This is a genomic window from Phyllobacterium sp. (assembly GCF_037994405.1).
GTDB lineage: Bacteria > Pseudomonadota > Alphaproteobacteria > Rhizobiales > Rhizobiaceae > Phyllobacterium.
Genome location: NZ_JBBNAN010000117.1, coordinates 1 through 21,577 on the forward strand (window position 1 = coordinate 1; position 21,577 = coordinate 21,577).

Annotated in this window: 25 protein-coding genes, 2 tRNA genes and 1 pseudogene; 15 read left to right on the forward strand and 13 right to left on the reverse strand. The window is 55.7% G+C overall.

Annotation, left to right across the window (positions count from 1 at the left end):
• Nucleotides 1-81: pseudogene (locus AAAC48_RS06835) on the forward strand (transposase); the annotation flags it as partial.
• A gap of 57 nt (nt 82-138) precedes the next feature.
• Here AAAC48_RS06835 and AAAC48_RS06840 read toward each other — a convergent pair.
• Nucleotides 139-639 carry a hypothetical protein gene (locus AAAC48_RS06840; protein WP_340653463.1) on the reverse strand — a complete coding sequence of 167 codons (501 nt, stop codon included), beginning with the start codon at nt 637-639 and terminating at the stop codon, nt 139-141.
• Nucleotides 640-1,174: 535 nt separating this feature from the next.
• On the opposite strand from AAAC48_RS06840, the gene AAAC48_RS06845 reads away from it, so the two are divergent.
• The gene (locus AAAC48_RS06845) at nt 1,175-1,543 is read left to right on the forward strand and encodes a hypothetical protein (RefSeq protein WP_340653464.1); all 369 of its coding nucleotides are present in this window, start codon (nt 1,175-1,177) and stop codon (nt 1,541-1,543) included.
• 282 nt (nt 1,544-1,825) lie between these two features.
• Here AAAC48_RS06845 and AAAC48_RS06850 read toward each other — a convergent pair.
• The 4 genes from AAAC48_RS06850 to AAAC48_RS06865 form a co-directional block, all read right to left on the reverse strand.
• Nucleotides 1,826-1,899, reverse strand: a tRNA-Cys gene (locus AAAC48_RS06850).
• Nucleotides 1,900-2,264: 365 nt separating this feature from the next.
• Entirely contained in the window at nt 2,265-2,627 is a 363-nt protein-coding gene (locus AAAC48_RS06855; RefSeq protein ID WP_340653465.1) for a hypothetical protein, read from the reverse strand.
• Between the two features lie 1,029 nt (nt 2,628-3,656).
• On the reverse strand, nt 3,657-4,043 hold the full coding sequence (locus AAAC48_RS06860; protein WP_340653466.1) for a VOC family protein: 387 nt from the start codon (nt 4,041-4,043) through the stop codon (nt 3,657-3,659).
• A 275-nt stretch (nt 4,044-4,318) separates the two neighbouring features.
• On the reverse strand, nt 4,319-4,567 hold the full coding sequence (locus AAAC48_RS06865) for a hypothetical protein (RefSeq protein WP_340653491.1): 249 nt from the start codon (nt 4,565-4,567) through the stop codon (nt 4,319-4,321).
• Nucleotides 4,568-4,812: 245 nt separating this feature from the next.
• Here AAAC48_RS06865 and AAAC48_RS06870 point away from each other — a divergent pair.
• The 4 genes from AAAC48_RS06870 to AAAC48_RS06885 all read left to right on the forward strand — a co-directional run bounded on the left by AAAC48_RS06870 (nt 4,813) and on the right by AAAC48_RS06885 (nt 8,205).
• Nucleotides 4,813-4,887: transfer RNA gene (locus AAAC48_RS06870), tRNA-Asn, on the forward strand.
• A gap of 878 nt (nt 4,888-5,765) precedes the next feature.
• Entirely contained in the window at nt 5,766-6,050 is a 285-nt protein-coding gene (locus tag AAAC48_RS06875) for a PsiF family protein (RefSeq protein WP_340653467.1), read from the forward strand.
• A 149-nt stretch (nt 6,051-6,199) separates the two neighbouring features.
• On the forward strand, nt 6,200-6,526 hold the full coding sequence (locus tag AAAC48_RS06880; RefSeq protein WP_340653468.1) for a hypothetical protein: 327 nt from the start codon (nt 6,200-6,202) through the stop codon (nt 6,524-6,526).
• Nucleotides 6,527-6,648: 122 nt separating this feature from the next.
• On the forward strand, nt 6,649-8,205 hold the full coding sequence (locus AAAC48_RS06885) for a DUF4070 domain-containing protein (protein ID WP_340653469.1): 1,557 nt from the start codon (nt 6,649-6,651) through the stop codon (nt 8,203-8,205).
• Here the strand turns inward: AAAC48_RS06885 and AAAC48_RS06890 are convergent.
• Together AAAC48_RS06890 and AAAC48_RS06895 are read right to left on the reverse strand one after the other, a co-directional pair.
• A complete protein-coding gene (locus tag AAAC48_RS06890; protein WP_340653470.1) occupies nt 8,197-8,466 on the reverse strand; it encodes a hypothetical protein in 270 nt (89 codons plus the stop codon). The genes AAAC48_RS06885 and AAAC48_RS06890 overlap by 9 nt on opposite strands.
• 453 nt (nt 8,467-8,919) lie before the next feature.
• Entirely contained in the window at nt 8,920-9,159 is a 240-nt protein-coding gene (locus AAAC48_RS06895) for a hypothetical protein (RefSeq protein WP_340653471.1), read from the reverse strand.
• Between the two features lie 727 nt (nt 9,160-9,886).
• Between AAAC48_RS06895 and AAAC48_RS06900 the strand changes: the two genes are divergently transcribed.
• Nucleotides 9,887-10,348, forward strand: coding sequence for a hypothetical protein (locus AAAC48_RS06900; RefSeq protein ID WP_340653472.1), 462 nt, complete (start codon nt 9,887-9,889; stop codon nt 10,346-10,348).
• Between the two features lie 299 nt (nt 10,349-10,647).
• Here the strand turns inward: AAAC48_RS06900 and AAAC48_RS06905 are convergent, their stop codons facing one another.
• Nucleotides 10,648-11,289, reverse strand: a complete 642-nt coding sequence (locus tag AAAC48_RS06905) for an alpha/beta fold hydrolase (protein WP_340653473.1) — start codon at nt 11,287-11,289, stop codon at nt 10,648-10,650.
• A 610-nt stretch (nt 11,290-11,899) separates the two neighbouring features.
• On the opposite strand from AAAC48_RS06905, the gene AAAC48_RS06910 reads away from it, so the two are divergent.
• From AAAC48_RS06910 to AAAC48_RS06940, 7 genes are all read left to right on the forward strand, one after another.
• Complete coding sequence (locus tag AAAC48_RS06910) at nt 11,900-12,208, forward strand: DUF6665 family protein (protein WP_340653474.1); 309 nt, start codon at nt 11,900-11,902, stop codon at nt 12,206-12,208.
• Between the two features lie 107 nt (nt 12,209-12,315).
• Nucleotides 12,316-13,821 (forward strand): NAD(P)H-hydrate dehydratase, encoded by a 1,506-nt coding sequence (locus AAAC48_RS06915; RefSeq protein WP_340653475.1) that lies wholly within the window; start codon nt 12,316-12,318, stop codon nt 13,819-13,821.
• A 102-nt stretch (nt 13,822-13,923) separates the two neighbouring features.
• Nucleotides 13,924-14,349 (forward strand): hypothetical protein, encoded by a 426-nt coding sequence (locus AAAC48_RS06920; RefSeq protein WP_340653476.1) that lies wholly within the window; start codon nt 13,924-13,926, stop codon nt 14,347-14,349.
• Between the two features lie 337 nt (nt 14,350-14,686).
• Entirely contained in the window at nt 14,687-14,917 is a 231-nt protein-coding gene (locus AAAC48_RS06925) for a hypothetical protein (RefSeq protein ID WP_340653477.1), read from the forward strand.
• The gene (locus AAAC48_RS06930) at nt 14,914-15,324 is read left to right on the forward strand and encodes a hypothetical protein (protein ID WP_340653478.1); all 411 of its coding nucleotides are present in this window, start codon (nt 14,914-14,916) and stop codon (nt 15,322-15,324) included. The genes AAAC48_RS06925 and AAAC48_RS06930 overlap by 4 nt, the downstream gene beginning before the upstream one ends.
• A 182-nt stretch (nt 15,325-15,506) precedes the next feature.
• On the forward strand, nt 15,507-16,769 hold the full coding sequence (locus tag AAAC48_RS06935; RefSeq protein WP_340653479.1) for a cyclopropane-fatty-acyl-phospholipid synthase family protein: 1,263 nt from the start codon (nt 15,507-15,509) through the stop codon (nt 16,767-16,769).
• A gap of 103 nt (nt 16,770-16,872) precedes the next feature.
• Nucleotides 16,873-17,127, forward strand: coding sequence for a hypothetical protein (locus AAAC48_RS06940; protein WP_340653480.1), 255 nt, complete (start codon nt 16,873-16,875; stop codon nt 17,125-17,127).
• 163 nt (nt 17,128-17,290) lie between these two features.
• Here AAAC48_RS06940 and AAAC48_RS06945 read toward each other — a convergent pair whose 3' ends face one another.
• Nucleotides 17,291-17,776 (reverse strand): Lrp/AsnC family transcriptional regulator, encoded by a 486-nt coding sequence (locus tag AAAC48_RS06945; protein WP_340653481.1) that lies wholly within the window; start codon nt 17,774-17,776, stop codon nt 17,291-17,293.
• A gap of 151 nt (nt 17,777-17,927) precedes the next feature.
• Here AAAC48_RS06945 and ald point away from each other — a divergent pair, with 151 nt between their 5' ends.
• Complete coding sequence (ald, locus tag AAAC48_RS06950; protein WP_340653482.1) at nt 17,928-19,043, forward strand: alanine dehydrogenase; 1,116 nt, start codon at nt 17,928-17,930, stop codon at nt 19,041-19,043.
• Between the two features lie 46 nt (nt 19,044-19,089).
• Here ald and AAAC48_RS06955 read toward each other — a convergent pair whose 3' ends face one another.
• From AAAC48_RS06955 to sseA, 4 genes are all read right to left on the reverse strand, one after another.
• The gene (locus AAAC48_RS06955) at nt 19,090-19,563 is read right to left on the reverse strand and encodes a DUF1203 domain-containing protein (RefSeq protein WP_340653483.1); all 474 of its coding nucleotides are present in this window, start codon (nt 19,561-19,563) and stop codon (nt 19,090-19,092) included.
• A 93-nt stretch (nt 19,564-19,656) separates the two neighbouring features.
• A complete protein-coding gene (locus tag AAAC48_RS06960; protein ID WP_340653484.1) occupies nt 19,657-20,094 on the reverse strand; it encodes a hypothetical protein in 438 nt (145 codons plus the stop codon).
• Between the two features lie 91 nt (nt 20,095-20,185).
• On the reverse strand, nt 20,186-20,722 hold the full coding sequence (locus tag AAAC48_RS06965; protein WP_340653485.1) for a GNAT family N-acetyltransferase: 537 nt from the start codon (nt 20,720-20,722) through the stop codon (nt 20,186-20,188).
• 3 nt (nt 20,723-20,725) lie between these two features.
• On the reverse strand, nt 20,726-21,577 hold the full coding sequence (gene sseA, locus AAAC48_RS06970) for a 3-mercaptopyruvate sulfurtransferase (protein ID WP_340653486.1): 852 nt from the start codon (nt 21,575-21,577) through the stop codon (nt 20,726-20,728).

The window sequence follows — 21,577 nt, forward strand, 5'->3', positions numbered from 1 at the left end:
CGCGTCCTGAACGGTACCTTTTGGGTCTTGCGCTCAGGTGCTCCCTGGCGCGATCTACCGGAAGCCTATGGCCCCCGCACACATGGGCCGACAGAAGCCTCTTGTGAGCACTTACGAGCGGCGTTCACCGCGTCCGCGCTATTTTATACCCATCAAGTCCTTCAGCTCTGAAACCTTTTTCATGCAACCTTGTTCATCGCCGGCGTCGACCATCTTGCGCGCTTCAACCATCAATTGACCGATCTTGTCAGTCGGTGTGCCGGAGGATTGGCCGGTGACCTGTTTTTGGTGTGGTGAAATTGCTTCCACGGCGCCCGTTGTCGATCCGGTGATTTCAGTTCCGCTTTTCTGCTGCTTGCCTGACAAGACTTCCTCTTGATGCTTGGTAGCAGGCATGCCAGAATTATCGGTCACCGCTCCCGTCTCGGCGGATACAGCCGGTTGCTTGAGATTGCTCAGTTCTTGTTGGCAGTCGGCGACCGCCGGGGCAGCAAACCAGAGCGTGGCCGCTGCGATTGCGAAAAGTCGAATAGACATTTGAACCTCCGTCTTTGACGAAATCTTCTCCTCATGGAAAACGACCTCGTGCGTAGAGAGGTTCCTCGCGAACGGAGTGGCGCCGCGATTTTTCCGAAGCATCGATCGGCCCCATGCGTTGATCGCTAACGTAAAATAACCGGCCACCGAATGAACAGCACCGGGCTAAGCGGTTGACATGCTATTCATCGAAAGACAATCTTCCTCGGTCGGGGGGACGGATATCCTTTCCTGGCGGTGAGGCTCGGCACTGCGACGTGGCCAACCCGGGCCTCACCTTTTTTCCTCGCCCCAATGTGATTTGACAGCGACACGCGTCAACGGCAGTCTTTTGCGACGTTGTATGTGCGGCGGCTGCAACGGAGGCTCGGCACGTCCCTTTCCTCAGCCGGGCCTCGCCTCATGGCCAGCGCAAGTTTACTGACGCACTCTCGACCTAGACCCTATTAGCGACTAATCGGTCGACTAAGGTTATCTCAAGCAAGACATTCTTGCTGGATGCCCCCTGGCACGAGCCCCGGCTCACTTCTCCCAAGGGCGCGTCGGGCTGCACCGTTTCGAGCCCGCCGCAGCCGCGAAGAACGCATCAATTTGATCTAAGTAATGAATACTGACGAACCCGCGACGCATCGATAGCATGCTGAAGGAGCCATTGAGCCCGGAAGATGCACGCCTGTTCGCGCATATGCCCATCGCGGCGCTTGACGTCACCAACATCGAGATATTGCGCAATCGGAAGAAGGCCTCTCGATTTGCCGCAGATGAACGATTGAAGATCCTGCGCCAGGTATTTGAGGTCGGCAAAGCAGCCAAGCCAACACCGCTGGTCAAGCACAACACCGCGAAACTGGTTGAATCATTCCGGATAAAAACCGATGGGCATGCGAGGATGCGGGATGACGATATCGCAAAGGACGTTGCTCGCCATGGCCCTCGATCGAAAGCCGTGCTTGGTTTGACCATTCTGATGTATACCGGGGTCCGCGTCTCGGACTTGGCACTCTGAGCGCCCATAGTGTCCGCAAAGGCCTTGCTGCGAACATGGCGGAGAACGAGGCAACCGATCTCATGCTTGAGGGAATGTTCGGCTGGAAGGATGCCAAGACGTCGAAAATCTACACCCGGAATGCGCAGCGCGCGCGACTTGCCAGACAGGCGGTTTCGAAGATTGATTGGGGTGAAATGGGGAACATACTGCCACACCCTGAAGGTGGGATGGTGTCCCAAGCTACCACACCCGATAAAAAGATAAGCGTTATCAAATAGTTGGGGTGGTGCTCAAAGTGCATGGAGGCCTCGCCCGGAATCGAACCGGGGTGCAAGGATTTGCAGTCCTCTGCGTAACCACTCCGCCACGAGGCCTCAAAGACAAAATAGCTAATGAAATTAACTACTTATGGAAGCGACGAATTTTCATTCCGAACACCGTCACTTGCGGCATTTCGAATAGCCGTTTTTGTTTTGTGCCGCAATACGAAAAATGAAACAACCTTAAAACAGTAGATTCGCACCTGTGGAACTTGCCAGCCTGATGGCGGGCGCCTGGCCGTCAGCCACGGCGGAATATCAATCACTGCCGCGGTCTCCATCATACTTGCGGTCGTCATGGCCAGATGGAAGCTTGTCTCGGTTTCACAAGTCCAATTGAAACATTTGTGACGTGACCTTGCTGAACTCTTGCGATTGATACCTTGCTCAAGTCTATGATTCGGCCCGTGCGGCTTATTTTAGTTCGGATCGTAAATTAAACGGTCACGGGGTGCCGGCCGGGAATAGACTGGCGCACTCTGCCTGTGCTTCGCAAGCGATCCTACGATGACCGCACCGAGGGCAAGCCCAGCGATACCGGCAATGATTGCAGTATCCCGTTTCTTGTGGCGGTTTTTCGAATAATCGCTCCTGTCTTCCTCATCCCGGTAGTCGCCTCGTCCCCGATCACGATAGTATCCGTCGTCGCGGCCACGATCGTACCCGTCATGCCAACTACGCTCCGACGACCAGCCATCATAATAGTCGTCGGCCGAAGCTGGAGACGACGGTAGACTGATCGAGATGGCGGCAACTAGTAGAGCAGCAAGGGTTCTTTTCATGATCTGGGTCTCGGCGTTAAGTGTTACCCTCACTGATAATGCTCATCGCCTGAACCGCCGATGAATGCATGCGCTACCAATGGAGTTGGCTTTTGCCGAGCGCCATTGGTTACAACTGCTCTTGCGGTGCTTGAAAAAGTGCTGCTAAACCTCGGACGTGCGGCGCAAAGAGAAGCCAGCTGGTGCCGACTCATGGATAAATCACTAAAAGGATGCATAGTGTCATTCTCCCTCGCGCTGGCTTGTGCTGCGGGATACTATGCTATTGGGCACTCGTCCGGAGCATGGGGAGATTTGCAGGCGCACGAGATGGCAAATTCATTGTCCAATTGTTCACTTGTCGCCGGAGAAGAAGCCCAATTGGATGCGGTTTCGAACGAAGCCGACACATGTGGCGATCAGGCCGTCAATTGAACCGCGAATCTGCAAAAGCGGAGGCAACCCTGCCTGCTCAAGACCGCTGGCGCGCGCGGACACGCGTCAATCCAATGGCGAGAGGTGCGTTGGTTGAAATTCGACCGGGGTATCCGCTATCAGCCTTGTGCGAGTTTCTCTCCCGGTTCGAGGAACCTTCCGCGAATCAGCTTGCCCTCGACCTCAACCGTAACAAAATCCTGTGGTGACGCCGGAGCCGGCGCACCCTTGGCCGCAGCACAGACCGCTCTCGTGGTTCGTTGAAATCCGTCCCGGCCTGATGAAATGGCGGGAATTAAGCTCGTGAGAGTAGAAGAATCCGCCGCCCACCCACACTCATCATATACCGAGTTTCTGATGGAGGTGGTTGCTAAATTGCTGTCGATATTGGAAGTGGCACATGAAGATGAAAAGAGGAGAGCGGCGGCGATCAGAACGTAGCAAGCTAATCTCATTTGAGCATTCCCGGATTGATCTTCGTTTGACTGTTTCGCTAATTATCATCTTTGGCAACGAGTTGCGACCGCAAGCTTATGCAATAACGAGCCAATCTTGCGCGGTTGTAGCAACCACGCCGGGCCGAATTCAACGGCGGTCATGCACCGAATGCTGCGCTCAGTGGGCGGGGGCTGGCTCGAAGAGTTCGATCGGGTTCCCGGACGGGTCGTCGAGCAATATCTGGCTCCCGCCAACGCCCTTGAGAATATCGTTTCGGAACGACAAACCCGCCTTTCGCAACCGTTCAACCTCCGCGGCAATATCGGACACGATGAGCAAAATTCGGTTCCAGCCACCCGGGACCGGTTGTCGCCCGTCAGGCATCGCCCGCGCGCCAGAACTGGTCTTGCCGCTTAGCAACAGCCGCAGACCGCCGCGAGTCACCGATGCGAAAGCTGGTCTTGCGTCCTGTTGGAGCGAAAAGCCCAGCAAGGTTGTATAAAATTCAATGGACGCGGGCACGTCATCGACAATGTATCGGATACTCACAAACGTTTCCGTCATTTCATGATCCTCCCTGTGCCGTAGGTCACGGTGCGCCGGCAGAAAGTTGGACGAAAGAAGGTCCGCCGCTCAATGCATCAACACCGTCGGCTTTACCGCTTGTCGATCGTGGAAATTACGCATGTGCTATTTTCCAGTCAATTTGGCAAGTGTGGCCGACCCGGGGGCGCGGCAGCAGCATACGCCCGAAGCACCCTCGTCCCGTCCTGCGAAAGGTGCCGGTCCCGACCAGGTCGCGCCGTTTGCAGTAAGCCTGCACCGAATCGCAAATGTTCTCAGCTGTCACTTTTGTCCGAAGCGAACCAGCTGCCCTTCCAGCGGCGGCCAAGTTTCACTTCGATCTGCCGTCGCTTGCGGCGTACCAGCGCCGAATCCTTTGACAGGACGACAAGCCCAAGGGGAATCATCCAGAACCCAAGCACAGGAAGGAACCCGAGCGCACCGCCGGCGACCAGCAGCCCCCCTAGCGTGCGACGCATTGCCACCGATTGCGGCACGGGAACATGCCGGCCAAATATCCGCAGGTGGTGGCGTTTTTTATGCCCATGATGCTGGTGCCGCGCTGAATGCGCCTGTCTTTCGGTGTCTTCGGGGCCTTGGGACAAAATCTTCTCTTTTGGTTGCATGAGGGTTCAGAACCCGATGTAGGAAGCCTGCCCGGCCATGTCATCATTCTGTTATGCACATTAATCGAAAAAAATCGAAATGGTCCTTTGCAAAAGCGAAACCCTTTTGCTATAGGCCACCTCGCTGATGAGTAAGTAGATATTCCCCGGTAGCTCAGTGGTAGAGCAATCGGCTGTTAACCGATCGGTCGCTGGTTCGAATCCGGCCCGGGGAGCCACTACTTCAAGTCGATGCAGCATGATCGCTGGACAGATTCTGTCGCGAGCCGTCTTCCCTAATCGCCAACAAGAGATATCGAGTTTGGAATGCTCGAGCGGGACCGTGCATTCATTGCACGTGACTACACCTTGGGAAGATCCACCTTGTATCTGCAGCCTGCCCTCGGCTGGCCCAGTTTAGGTTGATACAAAGTGACGTTTTGTCGAAACAATGCGTAATAGTTTCCCAAACCTGGATCAAAAGGGAGCCATCCTCTCAAACAATGGCACCACATTTGCTCGCAGTGCGTCTCCGCAAGCCCACTCCCCAATGCCAACTCCAGACTGCTCAACTCAGTCAAATAGATGGTGAATTGTCGAGTTGCCCCACTCTGTTTCTTTGAGGCGAGCATCTGGAGGATGTCCACATAGCACGATTTCAGTTCCACCTCAGCCTCCGCTGGTAGAGTCCTCGCCAAGCTCAGAGGAGGAGGACCCACGGACAGCGTATCGACCGGCACGAATGTCCGCAGATTCCCGGGAGCAGGAGGGCAAACAATATAGTGGCGGAACTTCTAGCCAGACTTGAGCGGCGGAGCCAACAGGGTTTCCTGATCTTCAATGCCTCAGAGCATCCCGCCGCCACCACGGTCGCTGTAGCGAATGCAACCGCGCAACGGGTGATATTTCTCGTTCCCCTGTTGCTGGCCGTTCTTTGGCTTTGGGGAAATCCGGCGAACCGAACTGGCCTGCTCCTGGCATTTTGCGGTGCTGAGATCGCCCTCGCTTTCAATCAGACCAAGGTGCAAGCAATGCCGTGGTGCAAGATTAGCAAAGTGCAAGGGTCTGATTTCACAGCTCACGACCCGATCCGGTTCATAACGCAAAGGAAACGACAATGCGATTTGTTACTGCAATAACCACTGCGGCCGTTCTCGCTCTCATGGGCACTGCTGCCATGGCGCAGACGGCTACGCCGCCAACGACGCCGGTTACACCGATGGCCACCTCGAAATCAACCGGATCGATGACCAAGCAAAAGCCGGTGGCACCGAATACGATGACACCTGCACAATCAGCCGTTTCAAAAGCCTGCTCTGCGCAGGCCGACGCTAAGGGACTTCATGGCAAGGAGCGCTCCAAGTTTCGCAGCCAATGCAAGAAAAACGGCGGCAAGGCGTAAAAGCCAAACTTGATGTTGGCGGCGCATTGATCTCAATTCGCTGCCAACATCCCCTTTACAGCGCTGTCCTGCCGCGACAACGAAAAAGGCAATGTCCCGCAATTTCGAATTTGAACGCAGTCTTCGTTAAAGCGTAGTGAGAGATGACAATGAGACCAACCGCCATCGCCGCCTTATCTTTGGCGCTGGTCACATCGGCCCATGCCGCCGGCAATCACCTGCAGTTCTGGAATCTCACACCCAATACGGTCACCGAGTTCTACCTGAGCCCGACGGGAATGAACCAATGCCAGAACGATCAGGATGGCTCGGTTGATCATGATGAGCGCTTGCGCATCCTTAATACTCCGGCGGGGGTCTACGACGCGAAACTCAAAGACAAGACCGGCCGCGTCTGCATCGCGAAAGGCCTGATCATCAACACCAAAGGCACCTTCTCAATTGAGGAACGTCAATTGAACGACTGCAGGAAGTAGCGAAAACACCGCTGCCGACGAGTCCGGTCCAGTGAAAGCATGAAGAATAGCAAGGAATCTCGCAGTACCGGCAATGGAAAACGCATAGGGCACCCAACGATACGATCAAGAGGGAAATTGCCATGGCCCACATCGTGCTTATCAATCCGCGGTTTGAAGCGTCCTATTGGGGACTGGAACATGCCCTGCCCCTGTTCGACGCCAAGGCCAATTTGCCCGTAGCGTGTCTGCCTTTGCTGGCCGCGCTCACTCCACCCGAACACACGATCACACTGATCGACGAAAACGTCGAAACCATCGACTACGATCTGTGCACCCGCGCCGATATCGTTGGCCTCACCGGTATGATCGTCCAACGGTTTCGCATGAAGGAGATACTTTCCGTATTGAAGGAGCGTAATTGCTTTGTCGTTGTCGGTGGCCCGTGGATCACCGTCCAGGAGTCTTATTTTGGCGATCTCGCCGATGTTGCCTTTATCGGCGAGGCAGAAGAGACCTGGCCGCGCTTCCTCACCGAATGGGCCGAACAGCGGCATGCCCGCCGTTACGAGCAGGTCGAAAAAACCGACATGAGCACGGTTCCGGTGCCACGCTTTGATCTTCTCAAGATGGACGATTATGCCGTCGGCAGTATCCAATTTTCGCGTGGCTGCCCCTTTACCTGTGAGTTCTGCGACATCATCGTCGTGTTCGGGCGCAAGCCCCGTATCAAGACAGGCAGGCAGATCCTTGCGGAAATGGAGGCTTTGCTGGCAACTGGCATGGATACCGCCTTCATCGTCGACGACAATCTCATCGGCAACAAGAAAGCGATCAAGGAAGTATTGCGCGAGGTCATTGCCTGGCAGGTTGAGCACAACTATCCGATGACCTTCGTTACCGAGGCCTCCATCGATCTCGCCGATGATGCGGAATTGATGGAGCTGATGGTCGACACCAACATCCGTGTCGTCTTCATCGGTATCGAGACACCGAACGAAGCGGCATTGCGGGAAACCAAGAAACTGCAAAATGTGCGCAAGGGCGCGACTATGCTGGAGCGGGTACACACAATTCAACGCGCTGGTCTGGAAGTCTGGTGCGGCATGATCCTCGGTTTTGACAACGACGACGCCTCAATCTTCGACACTCAACGGGCCTTCATCAAGGAAGCACGCATCGTCAATGCCATGGTCGGCATGTTGGCGGCGATCCCCAAGACACCTCTTTATACTCGCTTGCTCAAGGAAGGGCGGCTTGATCCGGCCGATCGGCAACCTTTTGGCACAAATGTCATCCCGCTCAATATCAGTCGTGAGGCACTTCGCGATGGCTACCTCGCCGTCATGGACGATCTACACAAGCCCCAAGCCTATTTCGATCGGCTCGACGCCCTTTATCTCGAAGAGCGCATTGAGCCGGAGCGCACGCGGCTGCGGCATCTGCGCAGCCATCCACTACGGTTCGCCAAACTCAATGCCCTGTGGATGTTCGAGGCTCTTGGCATTTTCCTGCGCCTGATGCGCCGGGTGCCAGACAGAGAACTGAGGCGCATCTATCGCCAACGGCTATGGACGATGCTCAAACGCCGGCGTTCTCCGGTCGTGATGCAGATCTACGCGATCAAATGCGCCATGCACTATCATGCACATACGATGATCGCGCAGATGCAGTCGGGGCAAATCGTCAATTCATTCTGACAAGCGATTTCTCTGGCGATCGCGACGAGAAGACATCTCGCAGGGCGATTCCTTACCCGCGTTCCGCGCCTTGGCTTCGACAAGAGCATCGATGGCTCTTCGAACTTCGGTCAAACCCCATCCGGCTTCTATCGCTTGCTGGTGGATCCTCAACAATTCCTTGGAAGAAACAAGCGGGAGAAATCTCTCGCGCAACGCCTCGCGACACTCTTCCTCACGGCCCTCATAGTCATCTTCGTATCGTGGAGACGGAATACTCATGGCACGCACTCCTCAAAAAACACAAAACTCCAATGAAGAAACCGGTTTCCAGAAGGTTAAAATCCAGTCTTGCACCTTTATCAGTCCAACGGAAGGGGTGAATCGCGCAAAGCTATTGGCGATGAGAACGACAATGCTGTTGGATGCGACAAGCAATTTGCCGCGCGCACTGAACATCACTTGCTATCGGTCGAACATAAGCGCGTGATGCATTATTGCGGAGGGCATTGTTATGCCAACGAGGCTGGACTTCCAATGGAATATCCTAACTGCCTTACTATCTACCTCAACCTACCTGACGATCTGACCCGGTTTACGTTGATCAGGTGCAGTTCTTGCGGCAGCTATTTGAGCCGTTAGGGCGAACTTGAGGCAAGTTTTGCGGCACAGGGCGGCCAGCACGGCGTTTTTGAAATGCGTGATGGCCAGATCATTCGGATGGAATGACCTGATCTACTCCATATTAATGGCTTCGCCTGCTTGATACAGGATTTTCGGCGGGCCGTATTCCCCGATGTCTGGTTGCGCCTGCCGGGTCCAGGCAATCACGCCATCGTGTTTCGATGCCAGATCCTTGGCAACCCTCACCGCCCGCTCTTCATTGTCGAATTGCCAGGGCTCGCCCACCGGGAAAAGCGTTCCGGCGTCGTCCTTGTCAAACACCACGACCACGATCAGCTGTAGCGGATCCATTATTTCACACGTTCCTTATACCATGATGGACTGCAAGCCCTGCCTGCTTGGCAGCTTCGACAAACACCTCCCGCGCGACGTCGGCGCTTGCCCTGCCTGGAGCGCCAGCATGCACATTTTGATTGCCCGCTCCTGGGATATCTCATTATCCGCTGGCCATCTGCTGGCTAGAAAATCCAGCGCACCTTGCACCGATTCAATCGTTTGCAGATTGCCGAGCTGGTCGGTCTCGATGGTAAGCGGCCGAAAAGCGTTTTGATCCATGTCCTTCTACTCGATCGAACGTCATAGGTTCCCAAACACCAACCTGCCGCCTATGGCGCGGAGGCCTGCACAGCAATGTCACGCGATCTAACCATTCCGAGCAACTTTTGGAGCCCCTTCAGCGTTCTATAATAGTGGGAGTTTTTGGAAGGAGTGACTGCCATGGGAGGAACTACACAACACTTTGTTCGCAGGATGCCGACTGCGCCAGATCATCTGATGGAGTCCATAAAGAAACACATACCGAAGACCAAGCGCGAACCGGAGCGATTGTCCGAGGTTCTGAAACGGTCGAAGGGTGCTTATTCAATAGGCAGGAACAAACCGTCGAAATAACGGGAACGACGCCCTACTCCGCTCGCTGATCCTGCGGCGTGCACTGACAATTATCATGCGTCTCTTCTGATGAGACTGCCTATGTCATGGTATGATGGCGCAGGCGGTGAAACACAGGAGCGGCGCGATGTCAGATGAGTTGATCCGAAAGCTGACCCCCCTCGCTGGCGGGTGGACCACGGAAGCTTTGGTGGGCGGAAGATTCATGGCGCGCGGTGTGACACAGTTCGCCTGGGTAGCTGGTTCACAGTTCATGATGCAGCGGGTGGATGCCGAGATTGCCAAGAATGTTCCGCGCGAGTGGGTCGAGAATTCTCCCTTCCCCGTAACCTCCATCATCGGCGCCGACGATTCTACCGGCCTGTTCACCATGCTCTACACTGACGCCCGCCATGTTCATCGCGTCGTGAACATGGCCATCGACGATCGGGTCTGGAAACTCTGGAGGGATGCGCCAGGGTTTTTCCAGAGATACGCCGGAACGTTTAGCGCTGACGGCAAGAAGATTACGGGAGCTTGGGAACGGTCAAGTGACGGCACGAACTGGGCCCGCGACTTCGAGCTCATATACACCCGGCTTCGCACCTGAGACCCCTCTCCATCACGCTCCAAATGGACCAATGGCACTACCGACGAACAGGACCATGGAATTTTGTTCCGGAATTAATCCTAAAGGATTAAGTAAAAGGTATTAGACGCCTCTTGTAATGCTTTAAGGAGAGGCATACATTTCATTTGACCAATGCGTTCCTCCTCCCATTTTAGTTCCGCATTGGTTGTTCCCCTCTGAAGGTTATTGACCTTCACACTTCGGCCGGGCTTTTTAGTCCGGTTTTTTTTGTAATCACCAGAGCTCATCCAATGTAGGACCAAGGTGAACTGCGCCACTCAGCGCACCAGCTTGCCCGCCCATGCCGTGGTCGCCTCGGCCACGGTGCTCAGGTGATCGGCTGCCGTGAGGCCGGATACGCTCTTGCGCGGCTTGAGGTCATGGTCGCCATCATCGAGCCAGACGATCTCGATTTTGTCCGAGAGCACATAGGCCGGAACTTCCTCGCGGGTGCCAAACTCGTCTCGAGTCCCCTGGCAAATCAATGTGGGCGTCATCAGCCCGGCGAGATGTCTGGTGCGAAGCTGTTCGGGCTTGCCAGGCGGGTGAAACGGGTAGCCAAGGCAGAGCAGTCCCGCGACCTTGCCTGCAGAATACAGATCGTCGGCAATCATGCTGGCAACGCGTCCTCCCATCGATTTGCCGCCAATGATGAGAGGTCCTGTTCCACCGAGCTCGGCAACCGCCGTCCGGTATTCCGGGATCAACATCTCGGCACGCGGTGGCGGCTTGCGTGCTTGCGACGTGCGCCGGTCCGCCATGTAGACGAATTCGAAGCGGACGACGCGAAAGCCAGCAGCGGCGAGAGCCTTGGCCATTGCTTCCATCGACGCAGAATCCATTGGCGCTCCCGCGCCGTGAGCCAGTAGGACAGTGACGGGTGCATTGTCCGCCCCGTCGAATAGAAATCTTTCGCGCATTTCGGCCTGCCCGTTGTTGCGATGAACTGGGCGGGCAACAGCGCCTGACGCGCAGTCGTCTGCCCGTTGCAACTTAGCCTGTTGCGGCATTTTGTGTGAAGAAATCTGCCGTTATCAAAAGGCGAAATAGATGGGCGAAAATGGTCAAATTGCGCCTAACCCGAATTAGCTATCCGATTCTTTGAAAAAATCCCCAAAAACAGCCAATGAGTCACGCTGACGTAACGCTCTGCAACATAACTTTATAACAAGTTCGCAAGTTCAACGCATGAAACAACACTAAAAAGCATGCAAACGTGTGTGGGAGCGGACCGGGCAAAGCAGTGGGGGACCTAGGTCAGAAATCCTATAGTTAGTTGAGTTAGGATATTGGCTTAGCACTGTGAATGAACAGGATGATGTCAAAAAGAATCTAGAAAACAACAGGCAAAAGCCCTTTTATTACGCGCCCCCCACGGGGCGCGTTCTGTTTTTCAGGGCACCGAAATTTCCAGGCACGATAGTATCCGTCACCGGCTTGCGGCGAAGGCAACTCTGTGCTCGAATTACCTCGCATCCGCCGGCGATCAAACTTCGAGCCCCATCTGCAACCCTGACAGCGCTACCGGAAATGTCTTTTAGACCGCCACAAAGCATTACCTCCCGGTCGGACCGGAACAATCCGCCAAATGCCATCGATATGGAGATCATGGCGGAAATGGCAGCTGCGCTCGGACGCGCGGGACAGAAGGTCGAGCAGACGCTGGAGAAGTTGAACACCGCTCCGGAATCTGAGCGTCCCTTGCACCTGAAAGCCGCGGCACAGGCTGTTCATGCCTATTTCATCCAGCGCGAGCTGTGCGGCTTACGCAATCATGATGATCCTATCCGGCACTACGGCATTCCGCGCGCGGTCCTCGTGCGCCTCGGAGCTGTATGATCTGACGGATCAAGAACGCGCGAAACGACGTTTGGATGCGTTGCGGGCTTCCGGGATCGGCATGAAACCTCTACTCTGCGTCGCATGACCCACAAGGAGAGCGTCGCTTGGCCCACGAGATTTTGACTCCCGCCGAAATGGGCGAAGCGGACAGGCTGACGATCGCCGCGGGTCCGGGCGATGGTTACAGTTTGATGCTCAATGCAGGCACCGCCATCGCCCGTCATCTCCTGGCTCACCATGGCGACGCGTCTGAATTCCATATCCTGTGCGGGCCGGGTAACAATGGCGGCGACGGCTATGTCGTTGCCCGACTGCTGCTCGAGTGCGGCGCCTGCGTGCATGTCTGGTCCACCGGCGCGCCGAAAGAGCGAACCGATGCTGCGCGCGCATTGCGGGAGTGCCCGGTTAAACCGCACCCGATTGACGGGTTTGAGCCAACGCCAGGATGCCTCATTGTCGATGCACTGTTTGGCGCCGGGCTCGACAGGCCTGTCGCCGGCAAGGCGGCGAACGCGATCGCCAGGGCCAATGACGCAAAGGTCCGCCGCGTGGCCGTCGACATACCTTCAGGACTTGACGGTTCAAGCGGGCAGCCGCTCGGACCGGTCTTCAAGGCCGATTGCACGATTACGTTCTTCCGCAAGAAGCCCGGGCACGTGCTTTATCCGGGACGTACACTCTGCGGCGATCTGATCGTTGCGGATATTGGCGTCAAGCGTGATGTGCTAGCCGCCATCGGGGGCCGGTGTTTCGAAAATATGCCGGGCCTCTGGCAGGATTTGCTTCCAGCGTCTGATGTCGACACGCACAAGTACAAGCGCGGTCATGTCGCCGTGTTCTCCGGCGGGGCAACGGCAACCGGCGCGGCGCGGCTGTCGGCGCTTGGCGCAGCAAGAAGCGGCACGGGTGCCGTCACCATGCTATCGCCAGACGAGGCCCTGGCCGCCAACGCCGCCCACCTCACCGCGATTGTGCTCAGCCGCTGCGATCACAAGGAAGATCTGCGCTCGTTCATCGAGAGGAGGAAGCCCGACGCCTTCGTCCTTGGCCCGGGTTTCGGTATTGGTGAAAAGACACGCGAACTGGCTTTGACTTTGTTGCAGGATCCAACAGCCAGGCTGGTTTTCGACGCAGACGCGATTACCTCGTTTCAGGACCATCACGATACGCTTTTTGCTGCAGCCCGGCGCTCCGCCGATGTCCGGCTCGTACTGACGCCGCATGAAGGCGAGTTCAAGCGCCTGTTTCCCGATATCGTCGAGGCGGAGACACCATCCAAGCTTGAAAGGGCCCGCAAAGCTGCCGCCCGCGCCAACGCTATCGTCATCTACAAAGGCCCCGATACCGTGATTGCAGCGCCGGATTGGCGAGCTGCGATCAACACCAATGGTACGCCTCTGCTGGCCACCGCAGGCTCGGGCGATGTGCTGGCCGGCCTCACGGCAGGATTGATGGCGCAAGGCATGTCACCCTTCGAGGCGGCCTGCGCCGCCGTGTATAGTCACGCCGCCGCCGCCCGCCGTCTCGGCTTTGGCCTGATAGCCGAAGACCTGCCGAGGGCGGCCGCAACGATCATTGCCAGTCTGTTGGGAAATCTCGATCAGGAATGATGCGGGAACCAATAGTCTAAATGGACCGTTGATTGTCCATGGTGTAACTGAGCCAAAGGTCTGGGGCCTTGGATTTGCCATTCAACGATACGGGAGCGAATCATGAAACTGTCGATGCGGCTCACGGCCCCTCTCCTGATGGTCGCGCTCAGCAGCTGCGCCGGGATTGACTATGCCAAGTCCAATTATGGTGGGTTGCCACAGCAACAGTTCAATACCAGCAGCGGCCAGTCATTCCAGATCATCGATAATCCGGCACGTGGCCGCCTGATGATAAGCCCAGGATCCGGCGGGTCGACAACGGAAGGATTTGTCCGCGGCCTCGGCATGGGTGTCGCCAACAGCCTCGTTGCGACGCCTCCTGTCGTCTACCGGGACGCAGCTGAACAATATCTGCGCAGCACGGGACGCAACTGCACGGCGCAGGATGTGACGGCCATCCTGGATCCGCGTTACGAGGTGCGGTACCGTTGCTTCGGTGGACGCACGAACCAGGATAGAATGCTCGGGCCAGTTGGATCAAATTAAAACCGGTCTATTAACTCTGTCTTTACCATCATCATTCACCTTGTTCTCAAGCGCGATTTGTATTGCGTACGCGCTTCCAACTTTTTCACCACGTCATCATTCTGTCGCAATGACAGGGTAATGGTTGCTTATAGCGAATAGCTTGTTTCCATTTTTGACCACGGATGTACTGGCACTGATGTCGAGGTAAGCTTAGGAAGGTCGGGTAGCTCCCGGCCTTTTGCTTTTTTGCACGCTTTATTCTGCAATAAGACGGCCCTCCAGATCAGTAAATTCGATACCTGGTGTTAGCAATTCCTATGGTATTGCATTCGCTTGTTTCAATTCAGATCCGTCGATGATTGCGTCCAATATTCTGTTGCTGCTGTCTGAATCGGTCGTGTATTTCGGCGTGATGGCGATCCTTTTGCACGGCCGCAACCGCTATGGCCTCGGCATTTTCGTTTGCGCGCTCGGCGCAATGCACTTCCTCAAAACCTATCTCGCGGCAGTCTTTTACATCCAGCTGCCATTTGGCATCATATCGCCGGGCTCCACTGTGCTGTTCAGTTCAGCGGCAAGCTCATGATGATTCTGCTCCTCTACATCAAGGAGGATGTTCCGGTTGTCCGCCAACCGATCTATGGGCTGCTCATCGGCAATTTCCTGCTGGTCGCGCTCATTATGATCGCCCGCAATCACGTAACCCTGCACGCCATGCCGGGCCGCCAGCCGGATGTGCAATTCGTCGACGAGATGGGCTCCCTGATGATCTGGGGGACAGTCCTGCTCTTCCTCGATTCCATTGCCGTCATTCTGCTCTATGAAAGGCTGGGGCGTTTCAGTGCAAGAGTACGGATCGTCCGTAACTTTTTTGCCTCCGCATTGACGTTCACCTTCGACCAGCTCGGCTTCTTCGCCGCGCTCCACTATGTCAGCGGAACACCAATGCCGGCCCTGATCGGCGGATGGGACGCTAGCGGCGACCGCCCGTAGCCATCTTATTCCGGCCGTTGCTTGTGAGCGCGGCAAACCAAAGACGTTTCTACTTTTGCACATAACAGTAGATTCGCAGCGGGATGTATCCGCTCTGTCCGTGCACAGCTTATGGATCAATACACCTTGAACATTTGTCTGGTTGCGGCAAATATTGAGCTGCAGACTGAAAGTTGAGCAAAATGACAACTGAGAAAAAGACGACTTCTTCCGAAACAGTGGCGCAGCCTAAGTGGCTGACGCCCGAGAATGTTGGCGCGGTCGTGAAGGGCCTCCCGCTCAAGGCTCAGGCAGCCTTGCGTGCTGCCGCCCATCTCCCGCGCGGCACGCTGACGATCACCACACCCGACCGGCACGTTTTCAAGGTGGGCGGCAAACAACCCGGTCCCGACGCCTCGATTGTGCTGCATAACTGGAATTTACCGCGCCGGGCCTTTGCTGGCGGAACGATTGGTGTAGCCGAGTCCTACATGGATGGCGAATGGGATAGCCCTGACGTGGCTACCTTCCTCGAGCTTTTCGTGGTCAATGAACAAGTCGGCGAGGATCTTGCCGGCGGTTCGAACTGGTTCATCAACACGGTGCAGCGGTTGCGCCACTGGTTGAACGAGAATACGCGGGCCCGTTCTCGCAAGAACATCTCGGCGCATTACGATCTCGGCAATGCCTTCTATCGCGAATGGCTCGATCCGACGATGACATATTCCTCGGCTCTGTTTGACGAGGGCGCCAATGATCTTGAAAGTGCGCAAACCGCGAAATACCGCGCCCTCGCCCACAACATCGGTATCACTGCTGGCAGCAAGGTTCTTGAGATCGGATGCGGCTGGGGCGGCTTTGCCGAATATGCAGCGCGCGAGATCGGCGCATTTGTCACCGGGCTGACCATCAGCCGCGAGCAATTCGACTATGCGACACAGCGCATGCAAAGGGCCGGCCTGTCGGACAAGGTCGAGATCAAATTCCAGGACTATCGCGATGAGAAGGGCAAATATGATCACGTTGCCTCGATCGAGATGTTCGAGGCCGTCGGCGAGAAATATTGGCCGGTCTTCTTTGGCAAGGTGAAGGAATGTCTCAATCCGGGTGGCAGCGCCGGGATGCAGATCATCACCATCAATGACAAATCCTTCGATCGCTATCGCAAGCGGCCCGACTTCATCCAGCGCTATGTCTTTCCAGGGGGCATGTTGCCGACACCGGAGAAACTGAAAAAGCTCGGCAAGGACTTCGGCCTCGACCTCTATCGCGAGAACGTATTCCCCCAGGACTATGCCCGGACCCTTGCCGAGTGGCGCCAGCGCTTCTGGGGTTCGTGGGACCGGTTGCGCCATCTTGGATTTGACGGCCGCTTCAAGAAGCTCTGGGAGTTCTATCTCTTCTATTGCGAAGCCGGCTTCCGTTCCGAATATATCGATGTGCGCCAGGTGTTCTACAAATCATGACGACAGATGCGCTCGATGAAGCTTTTGAAAGGCTCTGGGGCCATAGCCGAGGCACTGAACCTTCCGGAGCTCGTGCGCAGCGCTACCCACGGCAACGCCCTCGTTGAAAGTAAAGACGTCCTTCATCGGCCGTTTGAGGGACAAGGACACCTTTGCGATCCACTGTCCGCTCGAGGAAAAATCCTTCCTCATCGAGAACGTCCCGAACATCTATTTCGAGACAGACCATTACAAAGGCTGGCCCTACATCCTGATGCACCTCGACGCTGTCTCGGACGCTGAACTCGCGCACCGCATCAAACTTGCCTGGCACGCCAAGGCACCGGCAAAGGTCAAAAAGGCGCTGGCGGCTGGATAATGAGAGGTTCAGACGATATTCAACAGCGCCCGCCAGATTCGGCACAAGTTTGAACAAGAACCATCGAAAATTGCAGGAGAATTGCCGATTCTCACAAAAAATGGCGATTCTCGCACGATTTTATCTACCTAGCGCGAGATATGGCTGTGGCCGGTTGCATGCTCTAGCTGGCGATCTCGATGAGTGCGGTTTCGACACCGAGGCCGGTGCGGTCGGCGACTTCTCGCAATGCAAATGACGAGTTGATCTTCGTCACATGTGGCATGGCCGAAAGCCAGAATTTGTGTATCCGCTCGTAGTCTTCAAGATCCTTCGCGGCGATGCGAAGCAGATAATCATATTCTCCGGACATCAGGTAGCAAACCAGCACATTTGGACAGCGCTTTACTGCGGTCTCGAATTCACGAAGCTGCTTGTCTGCTTGTCCGGATAGGGAAATATTGACAATTACGATGACCGGGTGCCCCAGCATCTTGTTGGAGAGCCTTGCGTGATAGCCGCGGATGACCCCTGACTTTTCCAGGATATCCAGCCTCCGCGAACATGCCGATTGTGACAGTCCGACCTTTTCGGCGAGCGTCGCATTCGACATGCGGCCGTCCTTCTGCAGGCTATCGAGAATGGCGATATCAATCCTGTCCAGTGACATTGTTCGAACTTTCCTCGAGAGATACGTGTTTTTGCGCAAGAATATTCGAAAAAAGCCCTTCCGTCGAGGCTTCTTGGCAAGGACATGCGACACGATTCGTGATGCAATATCATTCTCAAGGGAACACTTAAAAACACTATCAGGAGGCGTTATGCGCGTTGGCTGCCCGAAGGAAATCAAAAACCATGAATATCGCGTCGGTCTCACACCGGGGGCCGTACGCGAATACATAGCCCACGGCCACACGGTCATCGTCCAGTCCGGAGCTGGCATTGGAATAGGCGCCGATGACGGAGCCTATCAGGCAGCCGGCGCAAAGGTCGTCAAAACTGCCGAAGAAGTCTTCGCGCAATCCGACATGATCGTCAAAGTAAAAGAGCCGCAGCCTTCAGAATGGGCGCAGCTTCGCGAAGGCCAGATTCTCTATACCTATCTTCATCTTGCGCCGGATCCTGAGCAATCCAAAGGTCTTCTCGCTTCAGGTGTTACCGCCATCGCCTATGAAACTGTGACTGACGACCGTGGCGGCCTGCCATTGCTTGCGCCGATGTCGGAAGTTGCCGGACGCCTTGCCATCCAGGCCGGCGCGACCGCGTTGCAGAAGGCCAATGGCGGGCGCGGCGTTCTGCTTGGTGGCGTTCCCGGCGTCCTCCCAGGCAAGGTCACCATCATTGGCGGCGGCGTTGTCGGCATCAATGCAGCGATGATGGCCACAGGTCTTGGTGCAGACGTCACCATTCTCGACCGTTCGATTCCGCGTCTTCGCCAACTCGACGACCTCTTCCGCGGTCGTATCCATACGCGCTACTCGACCATCGAAGCCCTTGATGAGGAAGTGTTTTCTGCCGATATAGTGGTCGGTGCAGTGCTCATTCCGGGCGCCGCAGCGCCAAAGCTGGTGACCCGCGAAATGCTGTCGGGTATGAAGAAAGGTGCGGTCATCGTCGATGTCGCCATCGACCAGGGCGGCTGCTTTGAAACATCGCACGCCACGACTCATTCCGATCCGACTTATGAAGTTGATGGCATCATTCACTATTGCGTCGCCAATATGCCCGGTGCAGTACCCGTCACTTCAGCACATGCCCTCAACAACGCTACCCTGCAATATGGCCTGCAGTTGGCCGATCGTGGCGTCAAAGCTTTGGTCGACAATCCACACCTGCGCAATGGTCTTAATGTCCATAAGGGCCGCATCACCAATCAGGCGGTTGCCGAGGCGCTTGGCCTGGAGATGATGGAAGCGAAGTCAGCTATAGCAGCTTGATTTCATTACATAAAGCAAAAAGCCCGGACGTCTGTCCGGGCTTTTTTCATGCCAGATCGATCCGGCACTGGAAGCAATTGTTCCTTGCCGACCGCATATGGACGTAAGCCACATCGGCGCGTCTCAGCAATTCTTCGGCCCGAGCCGGAATATCGCTCGTGCTGATCACACCACCCGTCCCGTAAACAATCCGGTCCTGATCCGAATAACCGCGCAATATGTAGTCGCTGGTTTCGCGAAACATGGCCGGCATCTCCGCCGTCTCCTTGTGACGCTCGCATGCGTCGGCGTGCAGGAAAATTGGCCCGGTTTCCGCATAGGGCTGCGGCGCCGGGAATGGCCGGTGTGACAGGACTAGGTACTTATCGCCGGCCTTAACATTCCGCAGGCAATGCCTGCATGGCACGCCATCGCCATCAGAGACATGCGTCTCTGGCGTCTGACCGTTGGCATCGACCCCGCCCGCCTGATAGTGGCGGGCGAGCGTCGTCGACATTGCTGTAAATCGGATCGTGCTCATGGATGCCTCCTTCTGTTAAATCAAAGGAAACACCTCTTCTGGTCCTCAAGCCACCCGATTCATGCGAAGATGGATCTACGCTGAAAAGCGTCGCTATTTCGTAACGGTAATATGAACGTTAACGAAACTATAGACGTCGCTGCCGGGCGCTTTACTTGAAACGACCAGGTGATCCGTACCTGCAAAACCTGCCCTGGATGTGTAAAACGCCCCAACTGCCGCTACCTTTCGTGCGTTGCATTTGTATTGCGGATGACCTTCTCGGAAGGCAGGGGAAACGGATCCGTGCCAAAGATCAATTGCTCCATTAGCGGGAGCGGTTGCAACCTTGAAATCTGGAACTTTGCCACTGGAACAATCAGGATTGACCATGTAGTTGCTCAAAAGCCCCACTTTCTGACCTGATTTTGCTGAAACTGTGTAAACCGTAGATCCGGTTCTCGTGGTCTTTTGGTCGTCCGTTTGGCATGCAGATAACCACAGGCTTGACGATATAAGAGCCAAGCCACACAATACTTTCTTCAATGTCATTCTTTACCCCCAGAATCACCCAATGATCTGTTTATAAAGGGTAATTCGGGACGCCACTACATAACGCAAAATGAGATTCGACGGATTTCATTTAATTCCACGCCTCGATTTCCGCCTCTGCAAAACTGACAGGTTTGAACCCCATGCGCTGATACATCTGCAGTGCGCGCGGGCTATCGAGCGTATTGGTTTCGATGATTACCTTTTGTGGGCTGCTCATCCATGCGGTCGAAATCGCCTCGTTCAGAAAGAATTTGGCAAGGCCTCTGCCTTGGAACTCCGGAACCAGACCGAAGTACAGAATTTCGGTAACGCCTTCCTTCTCATCCAGCACGAGTTCGAAGAAGCCTGCCGGTGACCCATCTGCGTAAAGCACATGAATGTCGACATTGTCGCGATGAATGATCGCCGCCAAAGCTTCGTCGCTGAGGTGACGATGCACAGACCAATGGTGCGGTTTCCCGACCTGTTCGTAGAGAAAGCGGTAGAATGGCAGGGAGATCCTGGTTGCACGCATCAGGGCGAGCTTGAAGCTGACCGGGGTCGGCACGGATTGCGTCGGCCGCTCGGTCATTTCCAGGTGCGTTACGCGCGTCTTCAGAATCCGTGGCTTCACTATGTCGGTCATGACTTACGCTTCACCAGTGACAACCGGCGTATCCTTGTTCCCGCCCCATTCGGTCCAGGATCCATCATAAAGCATATTGTCCTTATGACCGAGAGATTCGAGGGCGAGCGTGATCACGGCCGCAGTAATGCCAGACCCGCAGCTTGTCACGATCGGCCGCGACAGGTCGACGCCCGCGCCGTCGAGGACTTTCCGCAACTCATTGATATTCTTCAGATACCCGTTGTCGGCAAGGCTTGATGACGGCACGTTGCGCGCGCCCGGCATGTGCCCTGAGCGAAGCCCCTCCCGCGGCTCGGGATCGACGCCCTTGAAGCGGCCTGCAGCGCGCGCATCGGCAATCTGCCGCGAGCCGCTTTCAACGATCTTGCGCATGTCTGCAAAGCTCGCCACCTTGCCCGCATCGAATTTCGGGACAAAGGCGGACGGAGCGATCTTTGTCACCACGTCGGTAACGGGCCTGCCGGCGCTCTTCCAATTTGCAAAACCGCCGTCGAGCACGAATACATTCCTTGCACCCATTACCCGGAACATCCACCAGACGCGCGGCGACGTATGCATTCCCGGACCATCATAGACAACAATCGTATCGTCGTTCGTGATCCCCATGCTGCTCACCGCGGCCGCGAATGCTTCCGGCTTCAGTAAGGTGTGCGGCAGTGGTGAGTCAGGATCAGACAATTTCTCATGATCGAAGAACACAGCGCCAGGAATGTGCCCGGCATCATATTCCGCCTTGGCATCTCGATTTTGGAACGGGAAATACCAGGACGCGTCAAGAATGCTCATGCCAGGCTGACCGAGCCGTTCCTGCAACCAATCGGGTGAAACCACAAAGTCACTGTTGTCCGACAC

Coding starts and splice junctions, on each gene's coding strand:
- AAAC48_RS06840 (WP_340653463.1), bottom strand. CDS start 639: ATGCTTCGGAAAAATCGCGGCGCCACTCCGTTCGCGAGGAACCTCTCT.
- AAAC48_RS06845 (WP_340653464.1), top strand. CDS start 1,175: ATGCTGAAGGAGCCATTGAGCCCGGAAGATGCACGCCTGTTCGCGCAT.
- AAAC48_RS06855 (WP_340653465.1), bottom strand. CDS start 2,627: ATGAAAAGAACCCTTGCTGCTCTACTAGTTGCCGCCATCTCGATCAGT.
- AAAC48_RS06860 (WP_340653466.1), bottom strand. CDS start 4,043: ATGACGGAAACGTTTGTGAGTATCCGATACATTGTCGATGACGTGCCC.
- AAAC48_RS06875 (WP_340653467.1), top strand. CDS start 5,766: ATGCGATTTGTTACTGCAATAACCACTGCGGCCGTTCTCGCTCTCATG.
- AAAC48_RS06880 (WP_340653468.1), top strand. CDS start 6,200: ATGAGACCAACCGCCATCGCCGCCTTATCTTTGGCGCTGGTCACATCG.
- AAAC48_RS06885 (WP_340653469.1), top strand. CDS start 6,649: ATGGCCCACATCGTGCTTATCAATCCGCGGTTTGAAGCGTCCTATTGG.
- AAAC48_RS06890 (WP_340653470.1), bottom strand. CDS start 8,466: ATGAGTATTCCGTCTCCACGATACGAAGATGACTATGAGGGCCGTGAG.
- AAAC48_RS06895 (WP_340653471.1), bottom strand. CDS start 9,159: ATGGATCCGCTACAGCTGATCGTGGTCGTGGTGTTTGACAAGGACGAC.
- AAAC48_RS06900 (WP_340653472.1), top strand. CDS start 9,887: ATGTCAGATGAGTTGATCCGAAAGCTGACCCCCCTCGCTGGCGGGTGG.
- AAAC48_RS06905 (WP_340653473.1), bottom strand. CDS start 11,289: ATGCGCGAAAGATTTCTATTCGACGGGGCGGACAATGCACCCGTCACT.
- AAAC48_RS06910 (WP_340653474.1), top strand. CDS start 11,900: ATGTCTTTTAGACCGCCACAAAGCATTACCTCCCGGTCGGACCGGAAC.
- AAAC48_RS06920 (WP_340653476.1), top strand. CDS start 13,924: ATGAAACTGTCGATGCGGCTCACGGCCCCTCTCCTGATGGTCGCGCTC.
- AAAC48_RS06925 (WP_340653477.1), top strand. CDS start 14,687: ATGATTGCGTCCAATATTCTGTTGCTGCTGTCTGAATCGGTCGTGTAT.
- AAAC48_RS06930 (WP_340653478.1), top strand. CDS start 14,914: ATGATGATTCTGCTCCTCTACATCAAGGAGGATGTTCCGGTTGTCCGC.
- AAAC48_RS06935 (WP_340653479.1), top strand. CDS start 15,507: ATGACAACTGAGAAAAAGACGACTTCTTCCGAAACAGTGGCGCAGCCT.
- AAAC48_RS06945 (WP_340653481.1), bottom strand. CDS start 17,776: ATGTCACTGGACAGGATTGATATCGCCATTCTCGATAGCCTGCAGAAG.
- ald (WP_340653482.1), top strand. CDS start 17,928: ATGCGCGTTGGCTGCCCGAAGGAAATCAAAAACCATGAATATCGCGTC.
- AAAC48_RS06955 (WP_340653483.1), bottom strand. CDS start 19,563: ATGAGCACGATCCGATTTACAGCAATGTCGACGACGCTCGCCCGCCAC.
- AAAC48_RS06960 (WP_340653484.1), bottom strand. CDS start 20,094: ATGACATTGAAGAAAGTATTGTGTGGCTTGGCTCTTATATCGTCAAGC.
- AAAC48_RS06965 (WP_340653485.1), bottom strand. CDS start 20,722: ATGACCGACATAGTGAAGCCACGGATTCTGAAGACGCGCGTAACGCAC.